Source organism: Microbacterium sp. AC132 (genome assembly GCF_979258525.1).
Window position 1 is genome coordinate 250,444 of sequence record NZ_OZ409862.1, and the last position, 19,977, is coordinate 270,420.

The 19,977-nt window shown below is 67.3% G+C and carries 18 protein-coding genes; 8 read left to right on the forward strand and 10 right to left on the reverse strand.

Features of this window, described 5'->3' with window-relative positions; all coding sequences use genetic code 11:
* Positions 1-75: 75 nt before the first annotated feature.
* Both ACZZZQ_RS01190 and manA read right to left on the reverse strand, forming a co-directional pair.
* A complete protein-coding gene (locus ACZZZQ_RS01190) occupies positions 76-393 on the reverse strand; it encodes a WhiB family transcriptional regulator (RefSeq protein ID WP_072591048.1) in 318 nt (105 codons plus the stop codon).
* A 158-nt stretch (positions 394-551) separates the two neighbouring features.
* The gene (gene manA, locus ACZZZQ_RS01195; protein WP_463506720.1) at positions 552-1,694 is read right to left on the reverse strand and encodes a mannose-6-phosphate isomerase, class I; all 1,143 of its coding nucleotides are present in this window, start codon (positions 1,692-1,694) and stop codon (positions 552-554) included.
* Positions 1,695-1,780: 86 nt separating this feature from the next.
* Between manA and ACZZZQ_RS01200 the strand changes: the two genes are divergently transcribed.
* The 4 genes from ACZZZQ_RS01200 (at position 1,781) to ACZZZQ_RS01215 (ending at position 5,919) form a co-directional block, all read left to right on the forward strand.
* Positions 1,781-3,196: an O-antigen ligase family protein gene (locus ACZZZQ_RS01200; protein ID WP_463506721.1), complete on the forward strand. Its 1,416-nt coding sequence runs from the start codon at positions 1,781-1,783 to the stop codon at positions 3,194-3,196.
* Entirely contained in the window at positions 3,193-4,491 is a 1,299-nt protein-coding gene (locus tag ACZZZQ_RS01205) for an O-antigen ligase family protein (protein WP_053095648.1), read from the forward strand. The genes ACZZZQ_RS01200 and ACZZZQ_RS01205 overlap by 4 nt, the downstream gene beginning before the upstream one ends.
* A gap of 98 nt (positions 4,492-4,589) precedes the next feature.
* Positions 4,590-5,546, forward strand: a complete 957-nt coding sequence (locus ACZZZQ_RS01210; RefSeq protein WP_463506722.1) for a glycosyltransferase family 2 protein — start codon at positions 4,590-4,592, stop codon at positions 5,544-5,546.
* Between the two features lie 4 nt (positions 5,547-5,550).
* On the forward strand, positions 5,551-5,919 hold the full coding sequence (locus ACZZZQ_RS01215) for a hypothetical protein (RefSeq protein ID WP_463506723.1): 369 nt from the start codon (positions 5,551-5,553) through the stop codon (positions 5,917-5,919).
* 280 nt (positions 5,920-6,199) lie between these two features.
* Here the strand turns inward: ACZZZQ_RS01215 and ACZZZQ_RS01220 are convergent, their stop codons facing one another.
* Complete coding sequence (locus tag ACZZZQ_RS01220; protein ID WP_053095645.1) at positions 6,200-6,565, reverse strand: hypothetical protein; 366 nt, start codon at positions 6,563-6,565, stop codon at positions 6,200-6,202.
* 43 nt (positions 6,566-6,608) lie between these two features.
* Positions 6,609-7,298, reverse strand: a complete 690-nt coding sequence (locus ACZZZQ_RS01225; RefSeq protein WP_447647853.1) for a glycosyltransferase family 29 protein — start codon at positions 7,296-7,298, stop codon at positions 6,609-6,611.
* A gap of 92 nt (positions 7,299-7,390) precedes the next feature.
* Here ACZZZQ_RS01225 and pseI point away from each other — a divergent pair, with 92 nt between their 5' ends.
* A complete protein-coding gene (gene pseI, locus ACZZZQ_RS01230) occupies positions 7,391-8,452 on the forward strand; it encodes a pseudaminic acid synthase (RefSeq protein WP_072591045.1) in 1,062 nt (353 codons plus the stop codon).
* Positions 8,453-8,462: 10 nt separating this feature from the next.
* Here the strand turns inward: pseI and ACZZZQ_RS01235 are convergent, their stop codons facing one another.
* Positions 8,463-9,947, reverse strand: coding sequence for a GNAT family N-acetyltransferase (locus ACZZZQ_RS01235; RefSeq protein WP_463506724.1), 1,485 nt, complete (start codon positions 9,945-9,947; stop codon positions 8,463-8,465).
* Positions 9,948-10,053: 106 nt separating this feature from the next.
* On the opposite strand from ACZZZQ_RS01235, the gene pseB reads away from it, so the two are divergent.
* The 3 genes from pseB to ACZZZQ_RS01250 are packed head-to-tail and all read left to right on the forward strand — an operon-like array spanning position 10,054 to position 12,898.
* Complete coding sequence (pseB, locus tag ACZZZQ_RS01240) at positions 10,054-11,043, forward strand: UDP-N-acetylglucosamine 4,6-dehydratase (inverting) (RefSeq protein WP_056278197.1); 990 nt, start codon at positions 10,054-10,056, stop codon at positions 11,041-11,043.
* Positions 11,044-11,045: 2 nt separating this feature from the next.
* Positions 11,046-12,170: a DegT/DnrJ/EryC1/StrS family aminotransferase gene (locus tag ACZZZQ_RS01245; protein ID WP_463506725.1), complete on the forward strand. Its 1,125-nt coding sequence runs from the start codon at positions 11,046-11,048 to the stop codon at positions 12,168-12,170.
* Positions 12,056-12,898 (forward strand): glycosyltransferase family protein, encoded by an 843-nt coding sequence (locus ACZZZQ_RS01250; RefSeq protein ID WP_269635022.1) that lies wholly within the window; start codon positions 12,056-12,058, stop codon positions 12,896-12,898. The genes ACZZZQ_RS01245 and ACZZZQ_RS01250 overlap by 115 nt, the downstream gene beginning before the upstream one ends.
* A gap of 25 nt (positions 12,899-12,923) precedes the next feature.
* Here ACZZZQ_RS01250 and ACZZZQ_RS01255 read toward each other — a convergent pair whose 3' ends face one another.
* The 5 genes from ACZZZQ_RS01255 to ACZZZQ_RS01275 all read right to left on the reverse strand — a co-directional run bounded on the left by ACZZZQ_RS01255 (position 12,924) and on the right by ACZZZQ_RS01275 (position 19,955).
* A complete protein-coding gene (locus ACZZZQ_RS01255) occupies positions 12,924-13,661 on the reverse strand; it encodes an ABC transporter ATP-binding protein (protein WP_463506726.1) in 738 nt (245 codons plus the stop codon).
* On the reverse strand, positions 13,658-14,479 hold the full coding sequence (locus ACZZZQ_RS01260) for an ABC transporter permease (RefSeq protein WP_463506727.1): 822 nt from the start codon (positions 14,477-14,479) through the stop codon (positions 13,658-13,660). Before ACZZZQ_RS01260 ends, ACZZZQ_RS01255 begins: the two co-directional genes overlap by 4 nt.
* Before the next feature lie 10 nt (positions 14,480-14,489).
* Positions 14,490-15,626, reverse strand: coding sequence for a UDP-galactopyranose mutase (gene glf / locus ACZZZQ_RS01265; protein ID WP_072591042.1), 1,137 nt, complete (start codon positions 15,624-15,626; stop codon positions 14,490-14,492).
* A gap of 92 nt (positions 15,627-15,718) precedes the next feature.
* Positions 15,719-17,797, reverse strand: a complete 2,079-nt coding sequence (locus ACZZZQ_RS01270; protein WP_463506728.1) for an acyltransferase family protein — start codon at positions 17,795-17,797, stop codon at positions 15,719-15,721.
* Positions 17,798-17,864: 67 nt separating this feature from the next.
* Positions 17,865-19,955 carry an acyltransferase family protein gene (locus ACZZZQ_RS01275; RefSeq protein WP_463506729.1) on the reverse strand — a complete coding sequence of 697 codons (2,091 nt, stop codon included), beginning with the start codon at positions 19,953-19,955 and terminating at the stop codon, positions 17,865-17,867.
* Positions 19,956-19,977 lie beyond the last annotated feature (22 nt).

Below are 19,977 nucleotides of genomic sequence, written 5' to 3' on the forward strand. Positions count from 1 at the left end.
CGTGCGACAGGAATCGGGGGCTGACCCGACCCGGCGTGGCCGCGAAGCTATGAACGCGGACGAATCACTGCCGGGTCAGCTCGCGCGACGCTTGAGCTTGCGGCGCTCGCGCTCGGAGAGACCGCCCCAGATTCCGAAGCGCTCGTCGTTGTTGAGCGCGTACTCGAGGCACTCGCCGCGGACATCGCAGGACGTGCAGATCCTCTTGGCGTCGCGGGTCGATCCGCCCTTCTCGGGGAAGAAGGCCTCAGGATCAGTCTGCGAGCACAGTGCATCGCTCTGCCATGCGAGAGCATTGTCATCGTCGGTCTCGACCTTGCGAACCCCGGGAACACCGAGGTTGATCGGATCGACGAACCAGTTCTCCGGTACGTCTGAACGGTAACCCGTCATCTCGCTCTCCAACCCCTAAATTCCGCCCCCTCGGCGGGCCGTGCTCAACTAATTACACCCGTGTCATTCCCATCGGTCAAGTCGCGGATCGTAAACCCTCAATCCGGTCTTGAAGGTTCTTGACCTCCGTACGGCGTGTCGCACGTCCGCCCGAGGAGTCAGCGGCCGGAGGTGAGATCGCCGGGCGATGCGACGAACGCCTCGCCCTGGCCGCCGACGGTCAATCGAACCTCGTCGGGGGACGCGAACGCGACGGTGCCGACCGGAACATCGAGCACTGCACCGTCCGCACCGCCCACCCTGACGCGACCGGACGTCGCGAGGACCATCGTCGGTCCGTCCACGTCGATGACGACGTCCTGGCCGTCGAGTTCGACCCTTCTCAGCGAGAAGTCCGCGACGGGCACCGGGTACTCCGTGATCGCACCATCCGTCGTCGGGCGCAGCACCGGCACCTCGCCGGTCGTCGTGTCGAGGACCGAGAGCAGCTCGGCCACATCGATGCGCTTGGGCGTGAGACCGCCGCGCAGGACGTTGTCGCTCGCCGCCATGATCTCCACTCCGAGACCGGCGATGTAGGCATGCAGGAGCCCGGCCCGCAGGAAGATGCCCTCGCCCCTGCGAAGCACCACGTGGTTCATGAGCAGCGCGACGACCACACCGGGGTCTCCCGGATAGGTCTCCGCGATCGCCGCCACACCGCGGAGCGTCTCGGCCCATTCGCCCGACGCGGAGGCTGCGGCCGCGCTCACCGAGGCGACGACGTCGTCGACCACGGACCGCGCATCGCCGGACAGCAGCCAGCCGATCGTGTCGCGCAGGACGTCGCCCTCACCGCGGAGACGATCAGCGAGTTCCTCGACCCCGGCGCTCTGCTTCAACTCCCCCAACAGGCCCAGGGTGTCGCCGACGGGGCGCAGCCCGCTCAGGGATTCGAACCGGTCGCTCAGGGCGACGATCAGCTCGGGCTTGTGGTTGTCATCGCGGTAGTTGCGAGTCGGGTCCGTGGCGTCGAGCGTCGACTCCTTCGCCCACCCGGCTCTCGCCTGCTCGACGGTCGGGTGCACCTGGATGGACAGCGGCGATGCGGCCGCGAGGAGCTTGAGCAGGTACGGCAGAGCACCGCCCGTGACGGCGTCCAGCGTCCCGCCGCCCTGCACGTCGGACGGGTCTCCCGGGTGGTCGCCGAACCACACCTCCGCCTCAGGCGCACCCGTGGGGGTGCGGCCTTCCAGGTCGGCCAGGAGCGTCGGGGATCCCCACGCGTAGTCACGGGGTGCATTCGAGAGACTGAGCAGCATGCCACCAGGCTATTGGCAGGGAACCCCTGCGGTGCCACGACCGTCCCATCGGTGACTCCCGACTTCCGCGCGGTAGCCTGAACGCGATGGCGCAATACACGAAGCACCCGGTCGCCGCCCCGCCCGCCGCTCCCGAGCGCGAGTCCACGGGGCACCTTCTGCTGCGCGGGTACATCGGCCTGGTGCTGTTCGCGACCTTCGCGCACTCGGCGGTGTACAACCTCGTGGGCGAGATCGGCGCATTCATCACCCTCCTCGTCTTCCTGATCGCGACGCTCTCCATCGGCGTTCCGATGATCGCCCGTCGGCGACCTGCCGCGTTCGCGTGGCGTCGCCTGCCCTGGGCCGCCGTCGCGTACACCGCGCTGGCCCTGCTCTCGATCGCGTGGTCTCAGTGGCGCGGAGCGACCGTCATCACCTGGGTCCTGCTCGCCACCGTCACGGTGAACGCGCTCTTCATCGTCCATGTGCTCACCTGGCACGAGATCGTGCGGGCGCTCGCTTCCGCGTTCAAGTGGATCCTCGGCCTGTCCCTCGCGCTCGAGCTGTGGGTCGCCCTTGTCGTCCACGCTCCGATCCTGCCGAACTTCTTCGTGCGGCCGGACGGCGAGACCAATGCCCACTGGTACTGGGTTCGCGGCAACCTCGTGGACGGCGGCCGGATCCAGGGCATCGTGGGCAATTCGAACGTGCTCGCCATCATCTGCCTGTTCGCGATACTCACCTTCGGCGTGCTGTTCGCCGCGCGCACGCGCTGGCGCACCACTCTCGCGCTCTGGGCCCTCCTCGCGGGATACTTCCTCGTCCGGGCCGGATCCGCGACGGCATACGTGTGCGCCGCCGCTGCCGCCGTAGTCCTGGTCGTCGCTCTGCTGATGCGCCGCGCGACGTCTCCGGGCGCACGAACCCGACTGTATGTGCTGTTCATCGGCGGCGCCGTGGTCATCGGATCCGCCGTCTGGCTCCTGCGTGAACCCCTGTTCGCCCTCATCGGTCGCAGCGCAGACCTCACCGGGCGCTCCGACAAGATCTGGGACAAGGTCCTCGCGCGTGCCGCGGAGCATCCGATCTTCGGCAACGGGTTCTCGAGTCCCTGGGTCCCCTTCGATCCTGCCTTCGCCGGATGGATCAAGGATCACGGCATCACGGTGTTCCACGCGCACAACATGTGGCTCGACGTGCTGATGCAGCTGGGCGCGGTGGGGGTCGCCCTCATGGCTCTCGCCTATCTCAGCCTGCTCTGGCGTTCGTGGTTCTTCGCCATCGACCGCCCGCGCTGGGATCTGAGGTCGGACCGCGACTATTCGGCGATCACTCTGCTTCCGAGCCTCTTCACGGTCGTGCTGCTCGTGCAGGGTCTGACGGAATCGACCCCGATCATGCTCTGGGGCTGGATGCTGCTGGTCCTGCTCTCGTTCAAGATCAAGGTCGTGCCCCTGGTCGGCGTCGGTGAACGCGAGCGTGTGATCGAGCGCGGCGAGCGAAGCCGGCGGGTTCCGTGACGCCCGAACGTCGTCTGAGCGATCTGCTCGGCTCGGCCGAGTTCGCCCGCGCGTACACGATCGCGGTCCTCACAGCGGTCTTCTCGTCGTTCGCGATCGAGCACATCGCCTCATCGGTCACCCTCGCGACGATCATCGCCGTCCTGTGCGTCGTCGGCGCCTGGATCCTGTGGGTGCGCAGGGAGGAGCTGTCGCTGCTGCGGATCGCTCCCTCCTCGCTGCTGGCCTTCCTGGCGTGGGCCGCCGTCAGCATCGTGTGGACGACCGACAAGTCCGACACCGCGTTCGGGTGGATGGAGCTCTTCGGCTTCGCCTTCCTGGCGATCACCGTCGGCCACATCCGCGACACCCTCCAGACCGTCCGAGCCCTGGGCGACTCGCTGAGGTTCCTCCTCCTCGTGTCTCTGGGCCTGGAGCTCCTCTCCGGCGTGCTGCTCGACACGCCCTTCCTCTTCCTCGGCATCCAGGGAGACCTGGCCGTCGGCGGACCCGTGCAGGGGATCTTCGGCAGCAGGAACATGCTCGGTTTCGTCACCGTGATCGCACTCATCACTTTCGTGGTGGAGTGGCGGTCGCAGTCGCTGACCGCTCGCATCGCGATCCCCTCGATCGCGCTCGCGGCGCTGCTGGCCTTCTTCTCCTCCTCCCCCACCGTGCTCGTGCTCGCGGCCGCAGTCGGCGTCGTCGCCGTCGCGCTCGCGATCGTCCGTCACACCCCGCCCGAGCGGCGGACCATCGTGCAGTGGGTGCTCGGTGTCCTCGTCGCTCTCGCCCTCGCCGCCGCGTTCGCACTGCGCCATGTGATCATCGCGCTGCTCGATGCCGGGTCGGACTTCTCGATCAGAGCGACCCTGTGGAACACGATCCTCGATTTCGTCGCTCTCAAGCCGGTCGAGGGGTGGGGCTGGTACGGCGCGTGGGCCCGCGGAGAGTTCCCGTTCACGTACATCAACTTCCTGCTCGACGACCACCACCAGAGCGCGCTGAACGCATACTTCGACGTCCTGCTGCAACTGGGCGCCGCCGGCCTCGTGCTCTTCCTCCTGTTCGGCGGCATCGCCACCGTCCGGTCCTGGCTCGTCGCGAGCGCTCGGCGTTCGGTGGTCTACGCCTGGACCCCGCTCATGCTCGTCACACTCGCCGTCGAGTCGATGTTCGAGAGCTTCACGATCGTCGGCGCAGGCTGGTTCATGCTCGTGCTCTGTGCGCTGCGGGCCGGCCAGACGAGGTCGTGGCGGGAGAACATCGACGCCGCGCACACCGGAGCGATCCCGACGCTGCGTCCCGAACGATGACCTCCGCGCCGCGCCCTCGGCGGATTCCGAACTGCTCCGGGTAGGGTGGATCTGCTCGCGGCGCCCTGCGGGCCCCGAGCCTCCGGAGATTTCACCTCGTGACTCACGCCCCCTTCGACCCGGCCTCCGCGACGATCGTCATCGTCACGTACAACCGGTCTCACCTCCTGACCGGCCTCCTCGAGAGCATCACGGCGATGGACCCGAAGCCGGGCCACGTCGTGATCATCGACAACGCCTCGTCCGACGACACCACCGAGGTCGTCGACTCCTTCCGTCCTCGGCTCGGCACCGAGATCGTCTACCGACGCCTCGAGACGAACACCGGTGGGTCGGGCGGCTTCAGCGAAGGCATGCGCACGGCGTACGAGCTGGGTTCGGAGTGGATCTGGATGATGGACGACGACGTCGAGGTCGTGACCGACGGCCTGGCGAAGATGGGCAAGTGGGCCCCGCGGTTCAAGAGCATCCAGGGCCGCCGGTACGACTACGACGGCAGCGAGTTCTACTGGCAGTACCGGATCGCCGAGCGCATGGGCATCCCGATCCCGTTCGCGCCGTCCGGGTTCGATGCGTCGGGCTACAAGGAGATGAACAGCGGATGCTTCGAAGGCATGTTCATCCATCGGTCCATCGTGAAGCAGATCGGTCTGCCCGACCACCGCTTCTTCATCTACTGGGATGACCAGATGTACGGGTGGCTCGCCTCGCGCAAGACCACTGCGGTGATCGTCGACGAGTTCGTCCTGCGACGCACTCGCGAGATCAAGCAGTGGGACATGGGCATCCGCCACATGAACGCCTCGAGCAACGCCTACCGGTTCTACATCATGCGCAACCGGGCGTACATCAAGCAGTACTACCGCGTTCACCGCAACTACAACCCGGTGCTGTTCGGGCTCGGGACGTCGATGACGTTCGCGAAGGAGCTCATCCGGCTCCTGTTCGTCGAGCGCACGGTGCGAGGGACGAGCAATCTGTTCCGGGGACTCAAGGAGGGCGGCAAGCTCGGCCGCGATCGCTCCTGGACGCCCATGCCCGCTCTGAAGGACTGACCGCATGACCGACGAACCGCAGCCGGAACTCCGCTGGGCGCCACTGGAGCCGAAGCCGAGCAATCGTGGTCGTGTCTGGCTCATCGTCGGGCTCGTCGTCGCCGTGCTCGTCATCGTGGGCGTGCTGCTGTTCTTCCTCCTCCCGCGGGGCGAGACCCCGACTCCGGGAGCCAGCGGCTCGCCCTCCCCTTCCGCGTCGGCATCGACATCCCCGTCCCCGTCCCCGTCAGCGTCGCCGACGCAGACCGAGACCCCTCAGCCGACGGCGGAGCCCGCGCCGACGATGACACCGATCACGACCCCGCCCCCGTCGCGGACCCCTCGGTCGACGCCTTCCGCGGACAGGTTCAGGGCTGGCTCGATGATGCGCTGACAGGACTGCAGATCGTCAGCGAGTCCAGTGGACAGGACGCGACCGAGGTCATCGAGAGCCTCCAGGCCGACGCGCAGCGGCTCGGCGAGAGCGCTCCGCCCTCATCCATCGAATCCGCCTGGGGCAGCGCGCTGAGCGAGTACGACCAGGCGCTCAGCTCGCTGCACTCCGACGCGGCCGCAGGGATGCAGCCGAGCGTCGACAGCGCACGCTCGGCTGCGAATCAGCTTCGAGGCCTCGTCGGGCTCTGATCCCGCGGCGGCGGCCCGATCCGTTCGGCTCAGTCGCCGTCGGACTCGAGGCGGCGCAGGCGCTCCTCGTAGTGCGCCGCGAGTTCGAGGCGCAGTCGCGCACGCTCGTGCTCCGACTGGGCGCGGCTGAGCGCCTCGTCGGCTTCCAGATCAGCCACATCGAGGCGCACGCGCAGCCACTCGAACCGCTGCTCGAGCGCGGCGACCTGAGGAGCGATGCGATCGAACTCGGATCTGATGTAAGAGAAGTCGGCCTGGGTTCCCGCGAGGCGTGCCTCGTAGTCGCGCTGCGCGTGTTCGACCTGCTCGAGAGCACGCCCCATGCGGGCGTCCACTCTCGCGTCTACACGGCGTTCGACGACGGCGTCGAGTCTGCGACGGAGTCGGTTCAGCATTCAGTCCTCAATCATTCGGGTGATTGTCGATGGTCTGTGGGATTCAGCGGTGATAGGTGACGCGGCCGGAGTCGATCCAGTGCCGCACGAGCGCCGACTCCAGGTCGATCCGGTGCTCTGCTCCGACCGCCGAGGGGTCTCCGTAGGCGTGGTTCCATGATGTCTGATCCGGCGCGTCGACGAAGGAGAATCCGGCTGCATCGACCGCGGCGTCCGGGAACAGGCGGGTGGCGATCCAGAGCATCACCGTCCCCGTCGTCGCCCACTGGCCACCGCTGCGCGGATCGGCTCCCATCGCCTCGCCGAGTGGCAGCACCACCTCGCGGTTCGGCATCGTCACGATTCCGAGATCCGCGGGCCAGAAGGCCGGGAGCTTCGGGTTCTCCCAGAGCAGGCGCCCGGGTTCGATCATCAGGTAGAGGCGCTCGGAGTAGCCCTCGAAGAACCAGGGCGTCGGACGCACACCGCGATTGAACACGACGACGTCGGCGCGCCGACCCACCGACGGCATGCCGTCGACGTCGTCGACACGGAAGCCGTTGACTCGGAACACGATGTCAGCCGTGTCGATCATCGCGGCGCGCTCGTCGGACGGCTCGAGCGGCTGATTTCCGACGACGGCGATCCGACGAGCGGTATCCGCTCGCCCGTATGCCGTGACGAGCGGACGGAGTCGGTCGTAGAAGTCGACCTCTCCGGCAATCGCCCTGTCATCACCGACAAGATCCGTCACACGCCCCATGAGACCTCAGCTTAGGGCACCGCGGCGGCTGTCCCATCGGCGGGGCGGCGAGTCACGGAGAGGACGCGTCTAGAGTTGTCGGCGTGACTTCTTCGCAGACCATCCCGCTCTCCACGGCGAGCATCGGCACCGGCTCCCCCGTGTTCACGATCGCTGAGATGTCGGGAAACCACAACGGCGACATCGATCGGGCGCTCGCGATCGTCGACGCGGTCGCCGCCACCGGCGCCGACGCTCTCAAGATCCAGACTTACACCGCCGACACGCTCACGATCGACTCCGACAAGCCCGCCTTCCGGGTCGCGAGCGACCACGGGCTCTGGGGCGGCAGGAACCTCTATTCCCTCTACCAGGAGGCTCACACGCCGTGGGAGTGGCATGCGCCGATCTTCGATCGCGCGCGCAGCCACGGACTCATCCCCTTCTCGACGCCCTTCGATCCGAGCTCGGTCTCGTTCCTCGAAGAGCTGGGGGTCGAGATCTACAAGACGGCATCCGCTGAGATCGTCGATATCCCGCTCCTCCGGGAGGTCGCCCGCACCGGTAAGCCGATGATCGTGTCGACCGGCATGGCGACGCTCTCGGAGATCGATGCGGCGGTCACCGCCATCCGCGGTGCCGGAGGCACCCAGCTCGTGCTGCTGGCCTGCACAGCGGCCTATCCCGCGGTTCCCGAAGAGGCGCGACTGGGCAACATCGCGGCGCTCCGAGACGCCTTCGACGTGCCGGTGGGGCTCTCGGACCACACGCTCGGGATCGGGGTCGCGGTCGCCGCTGCGGCCCTCGGCGCGGTCGTGATCGAGAAGCACGTCACGCTCGACCGAACGGACGGCGGCGTCGACGCGGACTTCTCTCTCACACCCGACGAGTTCAGCGCTCTCGTCGTGGCCTCCGAACAGGCGCGCGTCGCATCCGCGAGCGGTGTGTCCTTCGGACCGACCGCTCAGGAAGAAGCGGTGCTCGCCCTTCGCCGTTCGCTGTTCGTCGTCACCGACGTCCGAGCGGGCGACACCGTGGGACCCGAGAACGTGCGGTCGATTCGCCCCGCCGGCGGACTCCGCCCCGATGACTTCGCCCTGGTGAGCGGACGCACGTTCACGCGAGACGTCGAACGCGGCACCCCGCTGACCTGGGATGCGCTCTAGACCGCGAGTCCTACGTGAGCCGCCACCGGGCGAGGGTGAGGAAGCCGGCATCGTCGGCGGGCAGGTACGGCAGATAGCCGGCGCGCTCGAACAATCGTCGTGATGCGACGTTGTCGCCGTGCACGGTGGCCACCATGCGCACCGGCGGCTGTGCGGCGAGGGCTCGCTCCGCGGCCTGGAGCACCGATGCCGCCAGCCCGCGGCCACGGCTCTCGGGTGCGACCGTGATCGAGATCTCCCACTCGTCGGCCGACCGTCGGTCCCATCGGCAGGTGGCGACCGGCACCCCGTCGGACTCGACGATCAGGAGTCGCCGGTCCGGGTTCCGCAGGCTTCGCGCGAGCCAATCGGTGTGCGATCTCCAGTCGATCTCGCCGCGTGAGCGCGAGCCGGAGCGGACCTCCGGGTCGTTGCGCCACTCGAACAGTCTCCGCCCGTCGTCGACGTTCGCCGCACGGGCGACGAGTCCGGAGGGAGGCTCGACGGAAGGGCGGGTCGTCAGCAGCTGTTCCCAGGACGCCACGATCCGCCAGCTCCCGAGTCCGTCGACGGTCCGCTTCAGCTCGGCGGCCGTCCGGGCGAGCGATGCCGGAGAAGCCAGAAGATCGGCGAGCGCGCCGATCCTCTCCTCGAGTCCGTGATGGGGCGGCTCCCCGAGGCCCACCGCGAGCCCCTGTTCGACGACCTGACGGTAGCCGACCCGCTGGTTGTCCGCCACGCAGACGAGCGCCATGGGAAGACCCATGCACGCGAAGTCCCAGACCGAGGTGCCGGCAGCGGTCACGGCCAGGTCGTGGGACGCGGCGATCGCGGGGAGGTCCTCGACGAAGCCGAGGACCTGGACGGCATGACGCGAGGACCCCGCCGCGGACAGCACGTCGGGACGCCGCCGGGGGTCGATCACCGTGATCTCCACCGGAGAAGGAACGCGATCGAACGCGGCGACGACGCGCGCGGTCACGCCGTGAGGGTCCGTGCCGCCCATCACGATCAGCACGCGAGGCGCTGCCGCCGCCGTCCTCCGGGCGTCGCGCTGAGCGAGCACCTGAGCGCGTACGACAGCCGCGTCGATGCCGGCCAGATGACTCCGGCTGCGTTCAGGACTCGCGAAGGTGCGCTCGGACGCCAGATTGGCATCGATGGCCAGATCGGCGTCGCGCACACCGAACGGACCATCCTGCATGTTGCTGAGCAGCACTGCGAGGGACGAGAGGTCGGGGACTTCGCGATAGGTGTCCAGATGGATCACGTCGGCGTCCCGCCCGAGCTCCGCGAAGTCGCCGAGGCTCGCCGCGGCGCCGTCCACGGTGAGCAGCTCGAGTTCCGGATCCATCCGGCGCAGGACCTCCGCGCCGACCGCATCCACATCGCCGAACACCGACGCCGCCCACCCCCGGTCCCGCGCCTCGCGGGCGATGGTGAGAGTGCGCATGAGGTGCCCCATGCCCGCCTCGACACCGGCATTGCAGTGCAGGAGGACCCGTCGCCCGCTCATCACACGTCCCTCTCCTCGGGGGCGCGGCTGCGCCCACCCGATAGGATAGGCCGGGCATGGAACAACCCGAGCATCCGTGCCATCACGACAACGCTGAGGAGACAGAGTGTCGGTTCTCGAGGGCGCGAGCATCCTCATCACTGGCGGCACCGGGTCGTTCGGCAAGGCGTTCATACGTCACGCCCTGACCCACATCAATCCCCGGCGTCTCGTCATCTTCTCGCGCGACGAACTCAAGCAGTACGAGGTGCGGCAGCAGTTCGGCGACGACCCTCGACTCCGGTGGTTCATCGGCGACATCCGCGACGAGAGGCGACTCGCTCGCGCGCTGCACGGCGTCGACTACGTCGTTCACGCCGCTGCCCTCAAGCAGGTGGACACGGCCGAGTACAACCCGTTCGAGTTCGTGAAGACGAACATCCTCGGCAGCCAGAACGTGATCGAGGCGTCGATCGACGCCGGTGTGAAGCGCGTCGTCGCGCTGTCGACGGACAAGGCCTCGAGTCCGATCAACCTCTACGGTGCGACCAAGCTCACGGCCGACAAGCTCTTCATCACCGGCAATCACTACGCAGCCGCGTACGACACGCGGTTCGCGGTGGTCCGCTACGGCAACGTCATGGGATCCCGCGGCTCGGTCATCCCCTTCTTCTCCCGCCTGGGTGCCGAGGGAAAGCCGCTTCCCATCACTGATCTTCGATGCACGCGGTTCTTCATCACACTCCCCCAGGCGGTCGAGATGGTGATCGACACGTTCGAGCTCATGCAGGGCGGCGAGCTCCTCGTTCCGCGGATCCCGTCGATGAAGGTCACCGATCTCGCCCACGCCGTCGTGCCGGGAGCGGAACTCGTCGATGTGGGCCTGCGCCCGGGCGAGAAGCTCCACGAGGAGATGATCAGCCCGGAAGAGGGCCGTCGCGCCGTCACGGTCAGCGATGGGAAGTACTTCATCATCCAGCCCGACCTCGCGTCCTGGGGGTATCAGATGCCCGCCGGAGCCGTACCCGTGCCGGAGGGCTTCGCGTACCGGTCGGACAGCAACGATCAGTGGTACTCGCAGCAGGAGATCTCCGAGATCATCGAGGCGGGGATCTGACGATGCTGCCCTACGGACGGCAGTCGATCTCCGAGGAGGACATCCAGGCCGTCGTCGAGGTGCTCCGTGGCGACTGGCTCACGACCGGCCCGGCAGTGGCCGCATTCGAAGCGCGACTCGGCGAGATCGCCGGCGGGCACCGGGCGGTCACCGCGACCTCGGGCACGGCGGCGCTGCACATGGCGTACGCGGCTGCGGGGGTCACGCACGGAGACACCGTGATCTCGACTCCGATGACCTTCATCGCCACGACCTCGATGGCGTCGGTCCTCGGGGCCGACATCGTCTTCGCAGACGTCGAGGAGGACACAGCGCTCATCGACCCGGACGCGGTCGACGCCCTCGTCGATGAACGCACCAAGGTGATCGCCGCCGTGGACTATGCGGGACACCCCGCCGACTACGACAGACTGACAGAGATCGCGGCGCGTGTGGACGCGCTCGTCCTCGACGACGCCGCCCATTCGATCGGCAGCACGTACCGGGGCCGGCCGGTCGGCGATCTCGCGGACCTGACGACGTTCTCGTTCTTCCCGACGAAGAACCTCACGACCGGCGAGGGCGGTGCGCTCGTCGCCAAGGATCCGAAGATCGCCCAGCGCGCCCACGAGTTCCACTTCATCGGGCTGGTGCGGGATGCCGATCGCTTCGCGATGACGACGGAAGGCGCGTGGCATCAGGAAGTCCATGAGTTCGGGTTCAACTATCGCCTCGACGACATCGCCTGTGCACTCGGGATCGCCCAGCTGGCGCGGCTCGACTTGTTCCGGCGGCGACGCGCCGAGATCACGCGGCGCTACGACGCGGCTCTCGCAGGCGTCGACGGGGTCCGTACTCCGATCCAGCGTGACGACGTCGAGCTGATCCGGCATCTCTATCCGGTGCGCATCCTCGACGGACGGCGTCGGACGGTCTTCGACCGGATGCGCGCGGACGGCATCGGGGTGCAGGTCAACTACATGCCCGTGTACTGGCACCCCGTGTACGCGGACGCCGGTTATCGCCGCGGAATGTGCCCGAACGCGGAGGCCTTCTACGCCGAGGAGCTCTCGCTCCCCATCCACCCCGAGCTCACCGACGACCAGGTCGACCAGGTCGTCGAGTCGCTCCTCAGGGCTCTGCGTTGACGCGGATCGGGATCATCACGCAGGCGCGGATGACCAGCACCCGTCTTCCGGGGAAGGTGCTGATCCCGGCCGGCGGCCGCTCCATGCTCGACCACCACCTCGACAGGCTCGCCGCCGCCGATCTGCCGATCGTGCTCGCCACCACCACGAACGCCGCAGACGACCCTCTCGCGGCCCTGGGGCACGCACGCGGCATCGACGTGTTCCGCGGCAGCGAGACCGATGTGCTGAGTCGGTTCTCGGGGGCGGCTTCCTCCGCCGAGTTGGATGTCGTCGTCCGAGTGACGTCGGACTGCCCGCTGATCGATCCCGCCGTGGTCCTCGAAGGCGTCCGTCGATTCATCGAGCTGGACGATCCTCACGCTCATGTCTCCAACGTCCTCCAGCGCACGTACCCGCGAGGCTTCGACTTCGAGGTGTTCTCCGCGGCCGCTCTCGCCGACGCCGACAGGAACGCCACCGAGCCGGCGGAGCGCGAGCACGTCACCCCTTATCTCTACGCGGGCGGGTCACCGCGGGCGAACATCCACTCGATCACGCAGGACGTCGATGCCTCGCGCTATCGGGTGACGCTGGACACTCCGGAGGACCTGACGGTCATCCGCAGGCTGATCGAAGAGCACGGTGCCGCGTCGCTGGACGCGACCGGGATCGTGGCGGTGCTCGACGCGCATCCCGAGCTCGCCGCGTTCAACGCGCACGTCGAACAGAAGAAGCTCGGGGAATGACCGGGAGATCGCCGGCGAATCCCGCTCAGCCGCGGTTGTAGTCGGCGTTGTACCGGTCGAGGACGTCGGTGATCGGCCCGTCCAGGGCGAGCGTGCCCTTGTCGAGATACAGACCTCGGGTGCAGAAGCGACGGAGGTCCCGCTCGTTGTGGCTGACGAAGAAGAGCGTGCGCCCTTCGGCGAGGAGCTCGTCGATGCGCTTGTAGCACTTGTCTTTGAACGCCTTGTCTCCAACGGCGAGAACCTCGTCAACGAGCAGGATCGGCTCGTCGAGCTGGGACACGACCGAGAACGCCAGGCGCACCTTCATGCCGTTGGACAGGTGCTTGTAGGGAGTGTCCTCGAATCCCGCCAGCTCGGCGAAGGCGATCATGTCGTCGTAGCGCAGCGCGACAGCGTCGCGCGGCATTCCGTGCAGACCCGCCATCAAGGCGACATTCTCCCGCACGGTCAGGTCCCCCACGAATCCACCCGTGATCTCGATCAGCGGAGCGACCCCGCCGTGCACGGTCACCGATCCCTCGTCGGGGAGCAGCACCTTGGCGACGAGACGGAGAAGCGTGGACTTCCCCTGACCGTTGCGCCCGACGACGCCGATCGATTCTCCTTGCTGCACCGTGAACGAGACATCGCGCAGCGCCCAGAACTCGCCCGGACGCGAGCGACGCGACGCACCCGCGAACAGGTCCTTGAAGTTTCGGCTTCCACGGCGGTTCCGACGGAAGCGGACACCGAGATCCTTGGCCTCGATCGCGACGGTCATCCCAGCTCCTTCAGCACGGAGCGCTCGAGGGAGCGGAACGTCCACACGCCGAGCGCCAGAATGACGAGGGTCATGCCCACGCTGACCAGCAGAGTGAAGGGGTTCCACTGGTCGGGGAAGAACGGCATCCGATAGAGCATGAAGATCCCGGCGAGAGGATTGAATGCACCGAGCGTCTGGAAGATGCCGGGGAGGTCGGTGACGTTGTAGATGATCGGAGTCGCATAGAACATGGCGCGCAGAATCAGCGCGGTCGTGCGCTCCAGGTCGACGAAGAGGACGCAGAGCGGGGCGACCAAAAGCCCCAGGCCCACGAGCAGGACGGTCTGCAGGAAGATCGCGACCGGCACCCAGAGGACTCCCCAGCCCACCTGCACCGTGTGCGCCGGATCCTGCTCGACCAGCAGGTTGATGATCACGAAGGCAGCGAGCACAGGCAGCGAGAAGAGGAACTCGATTCCCTTGCTCAACACGATGCGGTTGACCCAGATCGAGCGCGGGATCGCGGTGGATCGTACGAGCCGCGCATCCTTCTTGAACGCGCGCGTGAAGTCCGTGACCGACGTGTTGAACCACACCCAGGGCAGCAGAGCGCTGATGAGGAACACGATGTACGGGTCCTCGCCGACGTCGCGGTTGAAGATCTGCGTGAAGACGAACCAGTAGATCACGCTCATGACGAGCGGATCGAGCACCGACCACAGATAGCCGAGCAGGCTCGTCGAGTACCGCACCTTGAGGTCTCTGGCCGACAACAACCACAGAGAATGCAGATAGCGCCGGGGCGTCCCGGGCGCCCCGACAGCAGCGTGACTCACGGTGTCGAGTCTACGAGAGCGAGTTGTTCCACAGCGACAGCGCCGAGCCGATGGCCATGTGCATGTCGAGGTACTGGTACGTGCCGAGGCGTCCGCCGAAGTGCACGTCCTTCTCGCCCCTCGTGAGCTCGCGATAGGCGAGCAGGCCGTCACGGTCCGTCGGGGTGTTCACCGGGTAGTACGGCTCGTCCTCGCGGTTCGCGAAGCGAGAGAACTCCCGCATGATGACCGTCTTGTCCGACTCGTAGACGTCCTTACGCTCCGGGTGGAAATGCTTGAACTCGTGGATGCGCGTGTACGGCACGTCCATGTCGGGGTAGTTCATCACGCTGGTGCCCTGGAAGTCGCCGATGTTCAGCACCTCCTGCTCGAAGTCGAGCGTGCGCCAGCTGAGGGCACCCGCCGTGTAGTCGAAGTAGCGGTCCACGGGGCCCGTGTAGACGATGGGCAGCTGTCCGACCGTCGCCTTCTTGTTCAGGGGCTGAGCCTCATCGAAGAAGTCGACGTTCAGCTTCACCTCGATGTTGGGGTGATCGGCCATCCGCTCGATCCACGCGGTGTAGCCGTCCGTCGGCAGCCCCTCCCACGTGTCGTTGAAGTAGCGGTTGTCGTATGTGTATCGCACAGGCAGGCGGCTGATGATGTCGCCGGACAGCTTCTGCGGATCCGTCTGCCACTGCTTCGCGGTGTAGTCGCGGAAGAACGCCTCGAACAGGGGGCGGCCGACGAGCGCGATGCCCTTCTCCTCGAAGTTGGACGCCGTCTTGACGTCGAACTCCCCCGCCTGCTCGCGCACGAGGGCCCGTGCCTGGTCGGGCGTGTAGGCCGACTGGAAGAACTGGTTGATCGTGCCGAGGTTGACCGGCATCGGGAACACGGTGCCCTTGTGTGTCGTGTACACGCGGTGCACGTAGTTCGTGAAGCTCGTGAAACGGTTGACATACTCCCACACCGTGGCGTTGGAGGTGTGGAACAGATGCGCGCCGTAGCGGTGGACCTCGATGCCCGTCTCGGGCTCGGCCTCGCTGTAGGCGTTCCCGCCGATGTGGTGGCGACGATCGATGACCGTCACCTTGCGGCCTGCATCGGCGGCGCGTTCTGCGATGGTGAGGCCGAAGAAGCCCGACCCGACGACAAGAAGATCCATGTTGCTGCTTTCTGCCCACAAGGCTGACATCCGCACGGCGTCGCGCGGCACACAGCAGACAACTCTACCTGCAGCGCACTCGGCGCTGCCTGTCAGCCCGCGTCGGTGCCGACACGCCCTCCCACGTCCAGCATCTGCTGGAGCATCGGGGCGAGCGTGCGCCCATACGAGTCGGAGAGGTGATTGTCGTCGATGTAGACGGCGACGTTGCCGATCGAGCCCCTGCACACGCCCTCAGGACACAGCCAGGGTCGGAAGTCCACCGCGATCACCCCGTCAGCCGCCGTGAGATCGTCGAAATCCTCTCCGTCGACGAAGGCGAGTTCGGGCACGTCGCACGATGCGGCGTCGGCACCCGGAACGACCTCCGAATCCTCCGACACGCACTCGTACATGTCGAAATCGAAGCGAGGATTGTCGCGCACGGCGATCACCTGGATGCCGTTCGCCGTGAGCTCCTCCGCGATCTCGCGGATCCCCTCGACGAGAACCTCGGGAGACGAGGGCGTCGCCCGGGTCGCGACCAGGTAGACCGCATCCGGCTGGACCCGCATCGCATACTCGATCGCCGCGGCGCGCCATTCGTCGCAGGGTGTACCCGCCGCCGACCAGGTCGGAGCTCCGATGCCGATGGCGCACCCTCCCTTCAGCAGAGCGACGAGGCCCCATCCCTGCTGATCGGCGAGAACGGCGAGAGGCGACATGAGCTGCTGTGCGTGCGAATCCCCCATCACGAGCACTCGCCAGGCGTCGGAGTCCTCCGCTGCCGCGGTCTGGGCGCAGCTGCCTTCCAGCGCAGGCTCCACAGGTTCGAGGTCTCCCGCGCAGCTGCCGTTCAGGTCCACCCACTCGTCATCGAGCGCCGTGGCCGGCGGCATCAGCGGGAGATCGGTGACGGCGAGATCGATCGGCGAGTCGATCTGGGCGGCACCCGGATACCCGCCGCTGTCGCTGTCCATCAGCGCCGCCGCACGATGCTGGATCGTGAGCTGCCAGGCGGCGAGGGGTGCGGCGACCAGCAGGACCGAGGCTGCGAGTGCGAGGACGCCGAGACGACGGGAGCCATCGAAGAACGCGGCGTCGCGGATCGGGCGCTCCACGAGCGTCGACACGATCCGCGCCAGCACGAACGAGACCAGGACGATACCGGCGCCGGCCAGCCATCCCGGCTCGGACCTGCCGCTCACCATCATCCAGGTCACGAGGACCGGCCAGTGGACGAGGTAGAGCGCGTACGCGTCATGGGAGACGAATCGCAGCGGCGCCGACTCGAGGATCATCGCGGGGCCGCCACGCGGGCGGTCGCGCCCGGCGACGATGACGAGCGCCGTGCAGATCACCGGCCACAGAGCGAGATACCCGGGGAATCCGCCCTGCACGTCGAGCACGATTCCGCACATGACGATGCCGACGATCCCGACCCAACCGAGGAGTGCGGCGATCGACGGTCGGACGCGGACATGCGGGAGAGCGATCGCGACGAGCGAGCCGGCCGCGAACTCCCACAGTCGCGTGCGGGTGTCGAAATAGGCGAAGGACTGGGCGCGCATCGTCTCGACGACCGAGAATGCAAGCGAGGCGACGAAGATCGTCCCGAAGACGACGGCGAGTGCGGGGATGACGAGGTGGCGCCGACGACGGAGGATCAGCCAGACCGCGGCGATGATGAGCGGCCACAGGATGAAGACCTGTCCTTGGACCGACAGCGACCAGAAGTGCTGGAACGGACTCGGGGTCACGGAGTCGCGAGCGTAGTAGTCGACCTCCGACAGGGCCAGCGTCCAGTTCTCGACGTAGAAGAGACTCGACCAGGCCTCACGCCAGACGCGCGGCCACTCGGTCTGCGGATACGCCGCGAACGCGACGCCGAGGACGCCGACGATCGTCACGGCCGCGGCGGGCAGCAGCCGCCGGAAGCGGCGCAACCAGAAGGACGCGAGCGCGAGCGGACGCTCCGACCCGACTCGTCGCACGAACGACGCGGTGAGGAAGAAGGCGGAGACCATCAGGAACACGTCGACGCCGCCCGAGACGCGCCCCAGCCACACGTGGTACGCCACGACCAGCAGGATGGCAAGCGCGCGCAGACCGTCGATGTCCGCGCGGCGGGTGAGCGGATCCCCGGCGACAGGCGCGGTCGGAGGAAGCGGTGTCGGGTGCGTCGTTTTCATGAGGGGCGGCGTATCGGCGAGGGGTGTCGCCGCAGTCGTCTCGGGTCGACCGTCTGCCTCTGCCAGCCTATCCGCCCGTTGCGAGCAGTCGCTCGGCCGCCGCGTCGATCTCGGTTCCCAGCAGTCTGGCGTATTCGAGATTGAGATGATCCGCGTCGTAGTAGACGGGGATGCCGCCGACCACGGCGTAGCACGATGTCGCGTCGCAGAATCGGTCGGTCAGATCCAGCACGCTGATCGACGGTGACTCTGCCTGAGCGCCCGCCACGACCACCGGGTCGACCGGGTGTGCCTCGGCTCGAGGGCGCGCGCAGGACTTCGGGTCCTCGGCATTGTGCAGCACGCAGTCGGGGCTTCTGACCTCAGCGTTGAACGGAGGATCCGCCAGCGCGAGCACCTTGATCCCCTCCTCGCTCCACCGCGTCCAGTAATCGAGCAGTCCGTCCGACATCTGATAGACCTGCGGCCGGTCGCTGCCGTCGTCCACCAGCTGGAGCCGCGACGCCATCGCGGTGATGACGAGGTCCGGATCCTCTTCGGCGACGGTGTCGGCGAGGTCGCTCGACCACTCGCGGCACCTCTCGACGTCGGCGGCACCCCACGCGCTGCGGAACCCGATGAACTCGACGTCGGCTGCGGGACACCCGCCGTAGAAACTCGTGTCGACGATCCAGCCGTGCTCCTCTGCGATGTCGAACACAGCTCCCTGCCACTGCTGCGCATGGGAGTCCCCGATGAGCCACACCCTCGTCGGATCCTCTTCGCCTCGCGAGAAATCGCACTCGTGGGTGGTCTTGAGGTCCCCATACGTGAGAATCGGCAGGAACTCGCCGCACTCCGCAGGCGTGTAGAAGTACTCGTTCTTCTTGGTCATCACCGAATAGTCCGCAGCCCCGAAAGGGTCGTCGCACTCGGCCCCCGGTGCGAGCGCCGAAGGCCCGTCGCACGTCGACGCGGCGAGGTCGTCCGGTGGGCTGTCCGCCTCGACCCTCGCCGCATATGCGGCAAGGACCGCCGCCACGAGCGCCGCGATGACGAGCATCCCCGTGACCATGAGCCCGAACGCGCGGCGCGAGGAGCCACGCCAATATCCCCAGGTCTGTCCGGCGTCTTCGACGAACCTCTTCGTGAGCACGGCCAACACCAGCGAGATGGCCAGAACCGCGATCTTCGAGAGAGTGCTCGCTTCGCCACCGATGACGAACGGGGCGACGACGATGAGCGGCCAGTGCCAGAGATAGAGCGAGTACGAGATTCCGCCGATCCACTGCACAGGTCTCAGTGCGGTCACCTTCGCATGCCAGAGAGCGGCGTGCGAGTTTCCGGCGAGGATCACCGCTGCGGTGCCGAGAACCGGCAGCAGTGCGGCGTACCCGGGGAAAGAAGTCGCATGATCATAGGCGAAGGCGGCGACGACGATGAGGCCGAACCCGAGCAGGCTGACGATGTCGGCCGCGGCGCGTCCGAGCGGGATTCGACTGCCGAGCAGCGCGACCGCCCCGCCGATCGCGAATTCCCACCCGCGCGTGAACGTCGCGAAGTACGCCTGAGGCGGAGCCATGGTCGTGTAGACGACGCTGGCGACGAAGGAGGCGACCCCCACCAGCGCGACGACCGCGATCAGCGCCGTGGCCGTCCGCGCTCTCACTCCGCGTCGCGTGTCCGGTCGTCCGGTGCGCCGCGACACGGCCAGCGCGGCCACCAGCAGCACGGGCCAGACGATGTAGAACTGCTCTTCGACCGAGAGCGACCAATAGTGCTGGACCACGCTCGCCGCATCATTGAGCGCCGAGTAGTTGACCGACATCGATGCCAGGAACCAGTTCTCGACGTACCCCGCGCTCGCTGCGACCTCCCAGGCGCCCCGCTCCCAGCGAGGGTAGGGAAGGAACAGCACGAGAAGCACCAGCGACACCGCGAGGACGAGCAGCGCCGCCGGAAGCAGGCGCCGGATCCGTCGGGCGTAGAACGCACCGAGGCGCACTCCCCCGGTCCGTGTCATCTCGCCCACCAGGTGCCCCGTGATGAGGAAGCCGGAGATCACGAAGAACACGTCGACTCCGACGTAGCCGCCGGGCAGGCGCATCGGCCAGAGGTGATTGAGCACCACCAGGCCGATGGCCACGGCGCGAAGTGCTTGGATGTCGGTTCGGAACACCCGCGCCTTCGGCGCCGCGGTC